The sequence below is a fragment of the Nonomuraea sp. NEAU-A123 genome, assembly GCF_018603905.1.
GTDB lineage: Bacteria > Actinomycetota > Actinomycetes > Streptosporangiales > Streptosporangiaceae > Nonomuraea.
Genome location: NZ_JAHFZZ010000012.1, coordinates 122,651 through 137,209 on the forward strand (window position 1 = coordinate 122,651; position 14,559 = coordinate 137,209).

A 14,559-nucleotide genomic window follows, 5' to 3' on the forward strand; every position below is an offset into this window, starting at 1 on the left:
ACAGATCACTTCAGTTCGCCGCAGATGAACCGTCCCTCCGTCTTGGAGGGGCGGTTCTCTGGGTATACGTGGATGATCTTGACCTGCTCGAACGCCGCGTCCTGCTGGGCCGTACAGACGATCTGGGCCTTGGCCAGCCTGCTGAGCGTGCCCTCGCCCCTGACGAAGACGGTCAGCGTCGAGGTCCGCGGTAGCTGGACCTCGTCGCGCTGGATGGGGTTGAGCGAGTCCTCGATGCGCTCGAAGGTGAAGCCGCGCAGGGCGGTGTCCCGGTCGCCGAGCGGCATGGTGGAGGCGTCGAACAGGGCGGTGAGCAGGCTGCTGACCGTGTCGGAGTCGACGTCGGCCGGCTCCAGCGTCAGCTTGCCGTTCTTGAGCAGGTAGATCGTCTTCGAGGGCGGCGGCACCTCGATGACCGGCGGCGTGGCCCGTACCTCGACGTCTGTGGGGGAGATGCCGCAGGCGGACACCGCCAGGAGGGCGAGGAGGGCGGCGGCGAGGGCGCGACGGTCAGCCATGGGGAAGCCAGACCGTGAAGAGCGTGCCCGGATCCTGCCGGCGCACCGAGATCGTGCCGCCGTGCAGGTGCACGTTGGCCCGCGCGATGGCCAGGCCGAGACCGCTGCCCTGGCTGCGCGCCCGGCCCGCGCCGGCCTTGAAGAAGCGGTCGAACACGTGGGCCATCGCCTCGGCCGGGATGCCCTTGCCGTGGTCGCGTACCTTGACCTCCAGCCCGTTCTTCGTGGCCCTGGCGTTGACCACCACGGGGGGCAGCCCGTGCTTGAGCGCGTTGCCGACGAGGTTGGCCACGATGACGTCGAACCTCCTGGGGTCGAGGTTGACCGTCAGCATGTGGGAGGCGTGCACCTCCACCTGCTCGCCCCAGCCGCGTACCTCCAGGCAGTCGAAGATGGCGTCGGCCACGTTGACCGGTTCCAGGTTGAGCGTCGCGGTGCCGGCGTCGAAGCGGCTGATCTCGATGAGATGCTCGACCAGCCCGCGCAGCCGCTCGATCTCCCGCAGCACCAGCCGTACCGCCTCCGCGGGCGCGCTGGGCAGGCGCTCGGCCTCCTCGGAGAGCATGTCGGCCACGGCGGTCATCGCGGTGAGCGGGGTGCGCAGCTCATGCGAGACGTCGGCGACGAACCGGCGCGACAGCGCCTCCAGCGAGCGCAGCTCCGACACGCTGAGCTCCAGCGCCGCCGCCGCGTCGTTGAACCTGGAGGTGAGCTCGGCCAGCTCGTCCTGACCGTGCACGGGCAGGCGCGTGTCGAGGCGGCCCTGGCCGAGCGCCTGCGCGGCGGCGCTGAGCCGCCTGACGGGCAGCAGCACCTGCCTGGCCGACAGCAGGGCCACGACCAGGGCGATCAGCAGGATGACCACGCCGCCCTGGGTGAGCTTGCCCTTCAGCGTGGCCAGCTCGCGCTCGTCGTCGCGCAGCGGGAAGAACACGAAGGCCCGCAGACCGGTGGCCTCGGGTTCGGTGCCGGTCTCGCGGTAGACCTCGGCGCCGACGACGAGCCAGAGCTCGTCGTGGATGAGCTTGCGCTGGGTGACGACGTTCCGCTTGGCCCGGCCGTACAGCTCGTTGGGCACGTCGTTCATGTTGAGCGGGCCCTCGGCGTACGTCAGGTTCTTGTACTCGACTACGACGCTGCGGCCGGGTCCGTTGAGCGACTGGGCGACGTTCTCCAGGTTCTTGGTGGTGGGCGGGGCCTCGCCCTGCCTGAGCGTGCCTACCGGGAAGGTGATGCGGCCCAGTTCTCTGGTCACCAGGTCGATGGAGGTGTCCTCGGCCCGTTTGACGAGCGCCGACTTGGCCAGCTCGAAGCCGATCGTCGCGACGAGGAAGGAGGCGGTGACGGCGACCAGGGTGAACGTGATGACCAGGCGCGCGCGCAGCCCGGTGGGCAGCGGTCTCACGGAGGACTGAACCGGTAACCGAACCCGCGCACGGTGTGGATGAACACCGGCTCCGCCGGCTTCGGCTCGATCTTCGCGCGCACCCGCTGCACGCAGGCGTCGACCAGCCGCGAGTCGGCCACGTGCGTGTGGTCCCAGACGGCCCGCAGCAGGTAGCGGCGGTTGAGGACCTGGCCGGGATGCCGGACGAGCTCCAGCAGCAGCCGCAGCTCGGTCGGGGTCAGGTGGATCTCCTTGCTGGCCAGCGTGACCTTCAGCGCGCCCCGGTCGATCATGAGGTCGCCGAAGGAGATCCGGTCGGAGGCGGCGGACTCGGCCCGGCGCAGGATGGCGCGGATGCGCGCGTCCAGGACCCGCGGCTCGACCGGCTTGACCACATAGTCGTCGGCGCCCGCCTCCAGCCCGACCACCACGTCCAGGTCGTCGCCGCGCGCGGTGAGCAGGATGACCGGGAGCTGGTCGAGCCGGCGGATGCGCCGGCACACCTCGACCCCGTCGATGCCGGGCAGCATGACGTCGAGGATGGCGATCTCGGGACGGCGGGACCTGACGTGGTCGAGTGCTTCCTCGCCGGTCGCGTAAGACGTAACGGAGTGCCCCTGCCTGGTCAGCGCCAGCTCTAGAGCCATGCGGACGGAGGGATCGTCTTCGACGAGGAGGATGCCAGCCACGCGAACATTATTCTTCCATGCTGAGGGTCCTTGCGTTCCGTCATGAAACTGTGACATGGCGCGCACAGGACTACAAACAACACAGGGGACGCTTAAAGCGGCCCTCCCTTCGGTGACGGGCGCCCGAGGGGCGGGCCGAGGATGTGAGGAATATCACACGTTCGGGGAAATTGGCCGCCAACCAGCCCGTTAGTAAATGCGGCGCCAACCAGATGTCCCGTTTCGGTTGCGGACCACCCCCCATGACAGGGCAAGCTCATGGGTCGTGAGCCCTGGTCCGCAGTTGAGTGAGCGTCCCGCGTCGGAAACCTCCCCCTCGGCGCGCCGACCGGCCCGTTCGTCCGCGCAGAAGGCGAAGCGCGTGGCGGTCATCGGGTTGTCCGTCGTGATCGTCGGTGGTGGCGGTGCTTTCGTCGCCAACCGAGCGATCCAGAACGCCAACACGCCGCCCACGCCGATCTCGGCGGAGGACTTCGGCCGGATCGCCAGCGGCGACCTCTACGCGCCCGACCCCGAGAGTGACGCGCTCAAGGAGGCGGGGGTCAAGGCGTACCAGGCGAAGAAGCTCAAGGAAGGCCGCAAGGACACCAAGTCCGACCTCGACTGGGTCGAGGTCAAGAAGAAGGCTCCGGGCGGCGACGGGTTCCCGGCCGCCGACTTCCCGCCGGGCAGCAACCCCTCACCCGGCAGCAACAAGTCCGTCGCCAAGCAGATGATGTCCGGAGCCGGCTTCGGCGCCGACCAGTGGGGCTGCCTGGAGCGGCTCTGGCAGAAGGAGAGCGGCTGGAACGAGCGGGCGATGAACCGCTACTCCGGCGCCTACGGCATCCCGCAGTCCCTGCCCGGCAGCAAGATGGCCAGCGCGGGCGGCGACTGGCAGACCAACGCCGCCACCCAGATCAAATGGGGTCTCGGCTATATCAAGGGCCGCTACGGCACGCCCTGCGGCGCCTGGGGGCACTCGCAGGCCACGGGATGGTATTAACAGACCATCTTTCCCTCTGTAATCGGCAAGCCGCCACGCCCGATGAGAGGGCCCGGCGCACGCTGGCCGCATGGGTGTGAAGGTCAGCGTGATCGTCAGTGTCCACAACCCGGGAAGCCGTGCAGACTCGTGCATCCGCTCCGTCCTGGAGCAGAGCATGCCCGCGGACGACTATGAAGTGATCTTCGTGGACGACGGCTCCATGGACGGGATCGCCGAGCGGCTCGACACGGTCGCCGCCGTCCGCAGGAACGTCCGCGTGCTGCACCTTCCGCACACCGGCTCACCGATGCGGGGACGCAACGTCGGCATGGCCGCCGCCAAGGGCGACTACGTCTACCTGATGGAGCAGGGCGACCGGCTGGAGCGCGACGCGCTGCTCAGCATGTACGAACGGGCCGTCGAGACCGACGCCGACGTCCTGGTCGGCCGCCTGGTGCGGGACACGGGGCCGCCGGTGACCGCGTTCGTACGCAACCGGGGACGTGCCGACCTGCTGCGCGACCGGCTGCTCAGCCTGCTCACGCCGCACAAGCTCTACCGCCGCGCCTTCCTGGAGGAGCACGAGCTGGGCTTTCCCGTGCCCGGCGGGCAGGTGGCCGAGCAGGCGTTCTCGGTCCGGGCCTACTTGCAGGCCAAGGTCGTCGCCGTGCTGGCCGATCAGATCTGCTGTCACATCGGCGAGCGCGACGAGCCCGAGGAGGACCCGCGCGCCGCCGTGGCCGAGCTCCGGACGCTGCTCGCCGCCATCGACGCCTACGTGGGCGACGGCCGCCAGCGCGACCGCATGTATGGCCACTGGTTCCGCACCACCGTGCTCAAGCCGCTGCTGACCAGCCGGTTCGCCGCGTCGTCCGTGGACCGGGGCATGCACTTCAGGCTGATCAGGCAGCTCGTGCTCGACAGCTTCCCCGAGCGCCTCGACCAGTACCTGCCCGTCCAACTGCGGGTCGTGGCCGCCTTCGTCCGCGCCGGACGGCTGGATCAGCTCGTCGTCCTGGCCAACTCCTCCAAGCGGGCCGGGCTGCGCGCGGACCTGAGCGAGGTCCGCTGGGACGCGCAGGTGCTGGTGCTCGGGCTCTCCGTGGAGGTCCTGGGCGGCGACGGGGGGCCGGCCAGGTTCCGGACGAACGGCGAGCGCCTGCTGTGGCAGGCGCCCCGCTCGGTCGACGCCAAGCTGCTGCCCGACAGCGTCACGGACGTCACCGGCGCCGTCGAGCGCGCCCGCATCGAGGTGTACGTACGGCACAGCGAGACGGGCGTCATCCACTACCTGCCGGTCGCCTACCGGGTCGAACGGGTCCCGGACGGGCGCCGCCACGTCCGCATCCAGATCGTCGGCGAGGCCAGGGTCGACGTGACCGCGGCGGCGCTCGGCGAGCCGCTCAAGGCCGGCCAGTGGGAGGTGCACGTCCGCATGTTCGGCGGCGCGCACCAGGCCAGGAGCCGGGTCCGCCGCCCGGACGGCCCGCTCAACTGCCTCGGCGTGCTCGCCCAGCAGCCCAGGATGCGCCTGGTGGTGCCGTGCTGGACCGACGCGGGCGAGCTCGGGCTGGCCATCGAGCCGCGCTCGTTCTCGGAGTCGATCGCGCTGGTGTCGCCGGGCGTGACCATCAGGCGGCAGGAGGGGCACCTGTACGTCGTGCTGCCCGTGCCGTACGTGCCGCCGAGCGGCGGCCCCGCGCTGGAGCTGGTGCTGCGCAACACCTCGCGCCGGCCACGCGAGGTGTCCGCACCCGCGCTGGTCGAGCCGGGTGTGCCGGGCAAGATCGCCGGGCAGCTGGTGGCCAAGGTGCCGGTCAAACGGATGCTGCCGGGCAGGGACAGCCTCGGACCCGGCGCCTGGCTCTCCTCACTGCGCACCGCCGAGGACGAGACCGGCCTGCGGTTCGGGCTGGAGGTACGCAGGGGCAGGATCGAGGTGCGGCCGTCGGCGGCCATGGATCCCGAGCGGCGCTCACCGATGGGCGGGGACACGCTGCTGTACCGGCTCGGCCGCCGCCTGCCCGGCGCGCGGCACATGGTGCGTCTGGCGCGCGCGGGCAAGCATCGCTACCTCAGGGACTGACCCAGTCCTCCAGCTCGGTGAAGGACTCCCTGAAGACCGGCAAGAGGGGCTTCAGCTTGCCGGGGTAGACGTCCACCAGACCGTCGAGGTGGTTGCCGCCCTCGACCCGGTGGTAGCGGAACGGCCGGTGCGGGCCGACCATCTTGGCGTAGACGTCGGAGTCGCGTGAGATCGGCAGCAGCGAGTCGAGCGTGCCGTGGATGGTGATGAGCGGCTTGGTGATCCGGCCGGTCAGCGCGATCTTGGCGACGGCCGCGTACGGCTTGCGCGCGTCGTAGTCGTAGTCCGCCGGGGCGCCTTCGTAGGACGGGTCGAGCTCCTTCTGGTAGAGCTGCTGGGTGAGCTCCCAGTAGTACTGCCGGTGGAAGGGCCACAGGAACTCCGAGCCCGCGGCGAAGCCCGCCTGCTCCGGAGACCCCTTCAGCGCCTGGGGCAGGAAGTTGAGCAGGTTGTCGCCCTTGACCCGCCAGAGCGTGCCCTCCCAGTCGACGCCGCCGTCGTAGAGCCGGCCGCGGTTCTCCAACTGCCAGCGGACGAGGTAGCCGCCGTTGGAGATGCCGGCCATGAACGTGCGCCGGGGCGGCCGGCCGTACCGCTGCCTGACCACGGCCTTGGCGGCCACCGTGAGCTGGGTGACGCGTTCGTTCCACTCGGCGATCGCGTCCCCCGGCTGCCGGCCGTCGGTGTAGAACTGCGGGCCGGTGTTGCCCTTGTCCGTGGCGGCGAACGCGTAGCCCTTCGACAGCACCCAGTCGGAGATCGTGAAGTCGTTGGCGTACTGCTCCCTGTTGCCCGGCGTGCCGGTGACGACCAGGCCGCCGTTCCAGTTCTCGGGCAGCCTGATGACGAACTGGGAGTCGTGGTTCCAGCCGTGGTTGGTGTTGGTGGCGGAGGTGTCGGGGAAGTAGCCGTCGATCTGGACGCCGGGGACGCCGGTGGGGTTGACGGTGGCCGCCGAGTGCAGCCCGGCCCAGTCGGCCGGGTCGGTGTGACCCGTCGCGACGGTGCCCGCGGTGGTCAGGTCGTCCAGGCGGGCGCTGACCGTGTACTCGGCGCCGGGCACCGTGGGGTCCTGGCCGGGGGTCAGCAGGCTCGCCACCAGGGTTAACGCGACGATCATCAGGACTCCGCGAGATGGTCGGCCAGCAGGCGCTGGAAGTCGGCGGGTCGCTCCAGGTGCGGGCTGTGGCCGCACTCGTCGAGCACGGCCTCCCGGTAACGGCCGTAGCGGTCGAGCACGGCCCTGGTCTGGGTCACCATGGGCTGCGCGGTGGCGCCGGGCGAGCCGGGCACCACGCCCAGCGCGCCGAGGTGGGCGAGGTCGAACAGCGAGGTGTCGGAGACGATCACGTCGTCGGCGCCCCTGATCCACAGGATGGGCGGCTTGGGGGCGATCTCGTGCAGGTCGTCGATCCGGAAGTGGGTGGGGGCCATGGCGTTGAGCACGCCGTGCTTGCCCGGCGCCACGCCCGGCCACCGCGCCGACCCGACGGGGTCGCCCGGGTAGTTGGCCTCGCCGACCCGGGTGGTGAGCATGGAGCGGAGGTAGAAGTCCTCGTCGGGCACGGGGTTCTTCACGTACGTGGCCCGGAACACCGAGCGAGGGGACGTCGGGGATTCCTCCGACATGTCGCCCGCCTTCAGGCGGGACACGAAGTCCGGATTGGCGCCCCCGGCCCCCGCTCCCGTGCCGTCCGGGTGGGTGAGCCTGCCGTCCGCGCCCTCCGTGCCGCCGAAGCCGTACGGGGAGACGGGGTTCACCAGCGTGAGGCTGCCGACCATCGTGGGACGGTCGCGCAGCAGTTGCAGGACGATGCCGCCGCCCATGCTCCAGCCGACCAGGTGGACCCGCTCCAGGCCCAGCCGGCCGATCAGCTCGATCAGGTCGTCGGAGTAGTCGCGCAGGCCCCGCGTGGCGTCCACGGGCTCGGCGTCGGTCTCGCCGAACCCGCGCAGGTCCACCGCGAGCGGCCGGTACGCCTCCGGCAGGGCGGCCATGGTGTCCCGCCAGAACGCGCTCGACGAGACGTTGCCGTGGACGAACAGCACGGGCTCGCCGGTCTCCCTGCCTGCCACGGTCAGGACGTGCTGGGTGAGCCTCGGCGTGGTGACCTTCATACGTGCACCTTCTCGGCCAGGTCGCGGCCCTGGGTCTCCCTGGCGGCGAAGACCGCGACCAGGGTGAGGACGGCCGCCAGGCCGAGGTAGATGGAGATCGGCAGGCTGCTGCCGTAGCTCTTCAGCAGCGCGACCGCGATGATCGGGGCCAGTGCCCCGGCCACGATCGCCGACAACTGGGCGCCGATCGACACCCCGGTGTAGCGCATTCTGGTGCCGAACAGCTCGGCGAAGAAGGCCGCTTGCGGGCCGTACATCATGCCGTGGAAGAGCAGGCCCACGGTGATGGCGAGCGTGATGGCCAGGAAGTTGCCGGTGTTGATGAGCGGGAAGAACGCGAAGATCCACAGCCCGATGCCGGCGGCCCCGGCCAGGTACATCGGGCGGCGGCCGATCCGGTCCGACAGCGCGCCCCACATCGGGATCGTGACGAAGTGGATGGCCGAGGCGATCAGCACGGCGTTGAGCACGGTGGAGTTCTCGATCTTGTTGGCCTTCGCGTAGGTGATGACGAAGACCGTGAGGAGGTAGAAGGAGATGTTCTCCGCCAGCCGGGCGCCGATCGCGGTGAGGACGTCCCGCCAGTGGTGGCGCAGCACGCCGATGATCGGCGCCGTCTCCTCCGGCTCGGCCTGCTGGAACACCGGCGACTCGGTGATCGACAGCCGGATCCACAGGCCGATCAGCACCAGCACGCCCGACAGCAGGAACGGCACCCGCCAGCCCCACGCCAGGAACGCCTCGTCCGACTGCCAGGCGGCCAGGATCGCCAGCACGCCGGTGGCCAGCAGGTTGCCGCCCGGCGCGCCCGCCTGCGGCCAGGAGGCCCAGAAGCCGCGCCGCGCCGCGTCGCCGTGCTCGGAGACGATCAGCACCGCGCCGCCCCACTCGCCGCCCAGCGCGAAGCCCTGCACCAGCCGGAGCAGGGTCAGCAGCAGCGGCGCGGCGGCGCCCACGCCCGCGTACGTCGGCAGACAGCCGATCAGGAACGTGGCGGCGCCCATCAGCAGCAGGCTGACCACCAGCAGCCGCTTACGGCCGAGCCGGTCGCCGAAGTGGCCGAAGATCAGGCCGCCGAGCGGGCGGGCGACGAACCCGACGGCGTAGGTGAGGAACGCGAGGAGCGTCCCGGTCAGGGGGTCGGCGTTGGGGAAGAAGAGCTTGTTGAAGACGAGAGCGGCTGCCGAGCCGTACAGGAAGAAGTCGTACCACTCGATGGTGGTGCCGATCAGGCTCGCGGCGACGATCTTCTTGATGGAAGTGGCCATGCCGTCACGCTAGGGAGTGACCGGCGTCACTCATATGGCGTCGGGGCCCACAGTCTGTGGTGGGGATGTGTGGCCGAGCCGGTGCAGGCGGAGCGCGAGCTGGATCTCCAGCGCCCGCTCCGGCTCCAGCCAGCCCTCGCCCAGGAGCTTGCCGATGCGGTCGAGCCGCTGGGTGACGGTGTTGACGTGGATGTGCATGGCGTCGGCCGTACGGGAGGGCGAGCCGCCCGAGCCGAAGTAGGCGGCCAGCGTGTCGGCCAGCACGGTGCCCCTGCGGGCGTCGTACTCGACCACCGGCCCGAGCACCGAGCCGACGTAGCCGGGCACGTCGTGGACGTCGCCGATTAGCAGGCCGACGAAGCCGAGCTCACTCGCGCTCGCGCCGTCACCCGTCCGGCCCAGCGCGATGAGCGCCTCCGCGCAGCGCCGCGCCTCCTGGTAGGCCGCGGCGACGTCGCTCTTGCGCGACGCCCCGGCCGTGGCGGGGGTGTGCAGGGACGCGCTCAGCTCGGCCGCCACGCGCTGCGCGATGGCGCCCGCGTCGCCGCCGGGCAGCAGCAGGACGACCTCTCCGGCCCGCCCGGCCGCCAGCCCATGGCGTACGGCCGCCTGCGACGACGCCCAGAACGCGGCCCGCTCGCGCTGCCCCTCGTGCCGCACCACCACCATGACGTGCGGCGCGGCCAGGTCCACGCCCAGTCGGCGCGCCCGGTCGGCCAGCCCGGGAGAGCCGGGTCTGGAGATCAGGTCATCGAGCAGCTCGCCCCGCACCCGCCCCTCCGCCTCGGCGACGCTCCGGCGGAACAGCAGCAGCAGCGCGCAGACCAGCGCCGCTCGCTCCAGGATGCGCTCGTCGGCGTCGTCGCTGCGCAGGATCAGCGTGCAGAGCGGCTCGCCGCCGACGTCCACCGACGCGATCCGCAGATCCGCCCGGCGCACGGTACGGCCCAGCGCCCTGGACGCCTGCGCGGCCTCGAACACGCCCGGATCCAGCTCGCCGACGTCTCCGGTGATCGGCCGGCCCAGGTCGTCGAGTACGGCCAGCGAGCCGCCGAGCACATCGGTCACCACCGCGGCCACGTCCTCGATGCCGCCGCCCCGCAGCACCAGCGAGGTCATCCTGTCGTGGGCCAGCGCGGCGCGTTCGACGGCCTGGCCGTGCTCCCTGACCGTGCGGTGCGCGGCGGACAGCTCTTCGAGGGCGTTCCTGGTCTCCTGCAGCAGCCTGGCGTTGTCGATCGCGACGGCCGCGTGCGCCGCCAGGCTCGCCAGCAGCGAAACCTCCTCCTGGAGGAACGGCCTGGCGCTGCGGTTGGCCGCGAACAGCACGCCGATCACCCGCTGCCCCAGCCGCAGCGGCACGCCGAGGATCGCGACCAGCCCTTCCTCGGTGACGGCTTCGTCGATGTGATTCTTGTGGTGGAAGCGGGCGTCGGCGAAGTAGTCGGCGGTCGCGTACGGCGTGGCGCTCTGCGCGACCAGCCCGCCGAGCCCGGCCCCCATGGCCAGCCGGAGCGCCCGGAACTTGGCCGAGATCGAGCCGTCGGTCACCTGCATGTACGTGTCGCCGCGGGCGGGATCGTGCAGCGTGAGGTAGGCGGTGTCGGTCGCGAGCAGTTGCCTGGCGCGGTGCACGATCGCCTCCAGCACCGCGTCGAGGTCGCGCAGCGCGGCCAGGTCGTTGGCGGTGTCGTAGAGCGCCGACAGCTCGGCCTCGCGCCTGGCCCGGCGTTTGAGCAGCGCGCGCACCTTGAGCGCGTCGACCTTGGCCAGCTCCAGCTCCTCGACCGTCGCCGCGTCGGCGCCCGCGGCCCTGGCCTGAATGATCGGCCCCTCGAACTCGACCGCCGACGCCTCCCGTGCCAACAGTTCCAGAAAGCGCCTACTCATGGCCTCACTCCGTTCGGCGGCTCGGTCGCCCGAATGCCGCCGCCTTCCCCCGTCGCTCTGGTCGCTTCGCTCCCGGCGCTCCTCCTCCAGGCGACGGCGCTCCCTCGCGGGCCACTAGCGGGCCGTCCAGCCGCCGTCGACGGGGAGGGACACGCCGGTGATGAACGATCCGGCCGGGCCGCACAGGTAGGCGACCAGCTCGGCCACCTCCTCGGGCTCGATCAGCCGTTTGATCGCCGCGGGCTGGAGCATGATGTCCTCGACCACCTCGCCGGGGTCGATGCCGTGCGCCTTCGCCTGGTCGGCGATCTGGCTCTCGACCAGCCCGGTCCGTACGTACGCCGGGCACACGCAGGTGGAGGTCACCCCGTGGGCCGCCCCTTCGAGCGCGACGACCTTGGAGAACCCCTCCAGCCCATGCTTGGCCGTCGTGTACGCCGACTTGTACGGCGAAGCCCGCAGCCCGTGCACCGACGAGATGTTGACGAACCGCCCCCAGCCCCGCTCGTACATCCCCGGCAGCACCTGCCGCGCGATCAGGAACGGCGCCTCGACCATGACCCGCAGCATCGTGGCGAACACCGCGGGCGGAAACTCCTCGATCGGCGCCACGTGCTGGAACCCCGCGTTGTTGACCACGATGTCGACCGGCTCCTCCGGCAGGGCACCGATGAACTCCGGATCGCTCAGGTCCGCCACCACCGCCACCCCGCCGAGCTCGGCGGCCACCTTCTCCGCCGACTCCGCGCTCCGGTCGACGACCAGCACCCTCGCCCCACCGGCGGCCAGCCGTCTCGCGCAGGCGGCCCCGATCCCGGCCCCGCCCCCCGTGACCAGCGCCGTCCGCCCCGTCAGCTCCTTCGCCATGTCTCCGACCCTAAGCGCTCGCGGGGCGAGGGTGGCATGGGTGTCCACGACATAGATCGGCGCCGCCTTATGTGGTGTGTCTGGGAGGCCGCGGCGACCGCGTGCCTGATACGGTTTCCCCTATGCACGCGTATTCGTACTCCTGGTGGCCCGCCTTCTAGGCGGTCCTCCTAGCGCATACGCACCCCGGCCGCCTCGACGAGGCGGCCGTCGTCATGTCCGGACCCCCTTGTCGAGCACCCCAGACGAAAGGGCGTTCCGTGACAACCTGGCCAGCACTGCTCAGCACACTCCTCGACGGCACCTCGCTCACCTCCGGCCAGGCCGCCTGGGCCATGGACCAGATCATGTCGGGCGCCGCCACGGACGCCCAGATCGCCGCCTTCGCCATCGCCATGCGTGCCAAGGGCGAGACCGTGGCGGAGGTGTCCGGCCTGGCCGACGGCATGCTCGCCAGATCGGCGGCCATCAGGATCCCCGGCGACCCGGTCGACCTGGTCGGCACCGGCGGCGACCGGGCCAACACGGTCAACATCTCGACCATGGCGGCCATCGTGGCGGCGGCCGCCGGGGCCAAGGTCGTCAAGCACGGCGGCCGGGCCGCCTCCTCGAGCACCGGAGCCGCCGACCTGCTGGAGGAGCTCGGCCTGGTCATCGACCTGCCGCCGGCCGGCGTCGCCCGGGTCGTGGAGGAGGTCGGCATCACGTTCTGCTTCGCGCCCACCTTCCACCCGGCGTTGAAACGCACCTCCGGGGCGCGGCGGGAGCTGGGCGTGCCGACGGTCTTCAACTTCCTCGGCCCCCTCACCAACCCCGCCCTGCCGGCCGCGCAGGCGGTCGGCGTCTTCCACCGGGACCTGGCGCCGGTCATCGCGGGCGTCCTCGCGGAGCGCGGCGGCTCCTCGCTGGTCTTCCGCGGCGACGACGGCCTCGACGAGCTCACCACCTCCGGTCCCTCGGCCGTCTGGCTCGTACGCAGGGGCACGGTGACCCCGACCCGCTTCGACCCGGCGGACCTGTCGATCCCGCGAGCACACCCGTCCGACCTGGTCGGCGGCGACGCGGCGCACAACGCGGGGGTGGCCAGGGCGGTCCTCGCGGGCGAGCGGGGGCCGGTCCGCGACATCGTCCTCCTGAACGCGGCAGCCGCCCTGGTGGCGGCCGACGGCACACCCCCGGCCGACGGCCTCACCACCGCCCTCGCCCAGGCGTACAAGCGAGCGGGTGACGCCGTCGACTCAGGTGCGGCCGCAACCCTGCTCACCCGCTGGGCGCGCGCCACCCAGCGGGCGGTTTGAGGCTGTTCGGCACTGACTCTGCCCGCCCGCTGGGGCGCGCCACTCACCGGGGTGGTTCGAGGCTGTTCGTCACTCGGCGGGCCGGGTCATGGAGAGCACGTCCAGCAGGGCGTCGAGTTGCTCCTCCGTGAGCCGGCCGGCCGCCACGTGACCGCGTTCGATGACCACCTCGCGGATCGTCTTGCGCTCCGACAACGCCTGCTTGGCGATCTTCGCCGCCTCCTCATAGCCCACGTGCCGGTTCAGCGGCGTGACGATCGACGGTGACGACTCCGCGTACTCCCGCAGCCGCGGCACGTTCGCCGTGATCCCGGCCACGCACCGGTCGGCCAGCAGCCGCGAGACGTTCGCCAGCAGCCGGATCGACTCCAGGATGTTCCGTGCGATGACCGGCAGTTGCACGTTCAGCTCGAAGTTGCCCGACGCGCCCGCGAACGTGATCGCCGCGTCGTTGCCGATGACCTGCGCCGCGACCATGGCCGTGGCCTCGGGGATCACCGGGTTGACCTTGCCGGGCATGATGGACGACCCCGGTTGCAGGTCCGGCAGGTTGATCTCGCCGAGCCCGGCGCGCGGTCCGGAGCCCATCCACCGGAGATCGTTGGCGATCTTGTTGAGCGAGACCGCCACCACCTTCAGCTGCCCCGAGAGCTCGACGATGGAGTCCTGCGCGCTCTGCGCCTCGAAGTGGTTCATCGCCTCCCGGAACGGAATTCCGGTCGCCTCACGCAGCTTCTCGATCGCCATGTTCGCGAAGCCCGGCGGGGTGTTGATGCCGGTGCCCACCGCCGTGCCGCCCAGGGGCAGCTCGAGTACGTGCCCGAGCGCCGACCTCACCCGTACGGTGCCGTGCTCGATCTGCGTGGCGTAGCCGCCGAACTCCTGCCCCAGCGTCACGGGCGTGGCGTCCATGAGATGCGTCCGGCCCGACTTCACCACCTGGTCGAACTGGATCGCCTTGGCCCGCAGCGCCGCCGCCAGGTGTTCCAGCGAGGGCAGCAGGTGGTAGGTCACCTCCGTCGCCGCCGCCACGTGGATCGAGGTCGGGAACACGTCATTGGACGACTGCGAGGCGTTGACGTGGTCGTTCGGGTGTACGGGCCGGCCCAGCCGCTCCTGGGCCAGCGTCGCGATGACCTCGTTGGCGTTCATGTTGGACGAGGTGCCGGAACCGGTCTGGAAGACGTCGATCGGGAAGTGGTCGTCGTGCTCGTTCTCCGCGACGTCGGCCGCGGCCTGCGCGATGGCCTCGGACAGATCCTTTTCGAGCACGCCGAGCTCTCCGTTGACCTCGGCGGCGACCGCCTTGATCAGGCCGAGCGCGGCGATGTGCGACGGCTCCAGCGGCCGTCCGGACACCGGGAAGTTCTCCACCGCCCGCTGTGTCTGCGCGCGCCATTTGGCTCCGACCGGAACGCGCACCTCACCCATGGAGTCATGTTCAATGCGGAACTCGCTCATGCCTCCCAGT

General features: G+C 71.0%; 12 protein-coding genes. 3 read left to right on the forward strand and 9 right to left on the reverse strand.

Translation table 11 applies throughout. From position 1 onward, the window contains the following. Positions 1-5: 5 nt before the first annotated feature. Genes KLK06_RS33870 through KLK06_RS33880 form a run of 3 tightly spaced genes read right to left on the reverse strand, consistent with a single transcriptional unit; the run spans position 6 to position 2,594 of the window. Positions 6-518: a hypothetical protein gene (locus tag KLK06_RS33870; protein WP_214639666.1), complete on the reverse strand. Its 513-nt coding sequence runs from the start codon at positions 516-518 to the stop codon at positions 6-8. Beyond that, the gene (locus tag KLK06_RS33875; RefSeq protein ID WP_214639667.1) at positions 511-1,923 is read right to left on the reverse strand and encodes a HAMP domain-containing sensor histidine kinase; all 1,413 of its coding nucleotides are present in this window, start codon (positions 1,921-1,923) and stop codon (positions 511-513) included. Before KLK06_RS33875 ends, KLK06_RS33870 begins: the two co-directional genes overlap by 8 nt. Beyond that, entirely contained in the window at positions 1,920-2,594 is a 675-nt protein-coding gene (locus tag KLK06_RS33880; protein WP_214639668.1) for a response regulator transcription factor, read from the reverse strand. Before KLK06_RS33880 ends, KLK06_RS33875 begins: the two co-directional genes overlap by 4 nt. 361 nt (positions 2,595-2,955) lie before the next feature. On the opposite strand from KLK06_RS33880, the gene KLK06_RS33885 reads away from it, so the two are divergent. Then, positions 2,956-3,579, forward strand: coding sequence for a lytic transglycosylase domain-containing protein (locus tag KLK06_RS33885; protein WP_308168563.1), 624 nt, complete (start codon positions 2,956-2,958; stop codon positions 3,577-3,579). Positions 3,580-3,649: 70 nt separating this feature from the next. Further along, entirely contained in the window at positions 3,650-5,647 is a 1,998-nt protein-coding gene (locus KLK06_RS33890; protein ID WP_214639669.1) for a glycosyltransferase family 2 protein, read from the forward strand. Here the strand turns inward: KLK06_RS33890 and KLK06_RS33895 are convergent. The 5 genes from KLK06_RS33895 to KLK06_RS33915 all read right to left on the reverse strand — a co-directional run bounded on the left by KLK06_RS33895 (position 5,637) and on the right by KLK06_RS33915 (position 11,790). Further along, on the reverse strand, positions 5,637-6,767 hold the full coding sequence (locus KLK06_RS33895; protein ID WP_214639670.1) for a tannase/feruloyl esterase family alpha/beta hydrolase: 1,131 nt from the start codon (positions 6,765-6,767) through the stop codon (positions 5,637-5,639). The two genes, KLK06_RS33890 and KLK06_RS33895, sit on opposite strands and share 11 nt — an antisense overlap. Beyond that, positions 6,767-7,765, reverse strand: a complete 999-nt coding sequence (locus KLK06_RS33900; RefSeq protein WP_214639671.1) for an alpha/beta fold hydrolase — start codon at positions 7,763-7,765, stop codon at positions 6,767-6,769. Before KLK06_RS33900 ends, KLK06_RS33895 begins: the two co-directional genes overlap by 1 nt. Beyond that, the gene (locus KLK06_RS33905) at positions 7,762-9,033 is read right to left on the reverse strand and encodes an MFS transporter (RefSeq protein ID WP_214639672.1); all 1,272 of its coding nucleotides are present in this window, start codon (positions 9,031-9,033) and stop codon (positions 7,762-7,764) included. The genes KLK06_RS33900 and KLK06_RS33905 overlap by 4 nt, the downstream gene beginning before the upstream one ends. 30 nt (positions 9,034-9,063) lie before the next feature. Next, positions 9,064-10,923 carry a GAF domain-containing protein gene (locus KLK06_RS33910; RefSeq protein ID WP_214639673.1) on the reverse strand — a complete coding sequence of 620 codons (1,860 nt, stop codon included), beginning with the start codon at positions 10,921-10,923 and terminating at the stop codon, positions 9,064-9,066. Between the two features lie 114 nt (positions 10,924-11,037). Beyond that, entirely contained in the window at positions 11,038-11,790 is a 753-nt protein-coding gene (locus tag KLK06_RS33915) for a 3-hydroxybutyrate dehydrogenase (RefSeq protein ID WP_214639674.1), read from the reverse strand. Between the two features lie 215 nt (positions 11,791-12,005). Here KLK06_RS33915 and trpD point away from each other — a divergent pair, with 215 nt between their 5' ends. After that, positions 12,006-13,088, forward strand: a complete 1,083-nt coding sequence (gene trpD, locus KLK06_RS33920) for an anthranilate phosphoribosyltransferase (RefSeq protein WP_214639675.1) — start codon at positions 12,006-12,008, stop codon at positions 13,086-13,088. 69 nt (positions 13,089-13,157) lie between these two features. On the opposite strand, the gene KLK06_RS33925 is transcribed toward trpD, so the two are convergent. After that, positions 13,158-14,549, reverse strand: coding sequence for an aspartate ammonia-lyase (locus KLK06_RS33925; RefSeq protein ID WP_214639676.1), 1,392 nt, complete (start codon positions 14,547-14,549; stop codon positions 13,158-13,160). Positions 14,550-14,559: the final 10 nt, after the last annotated feature.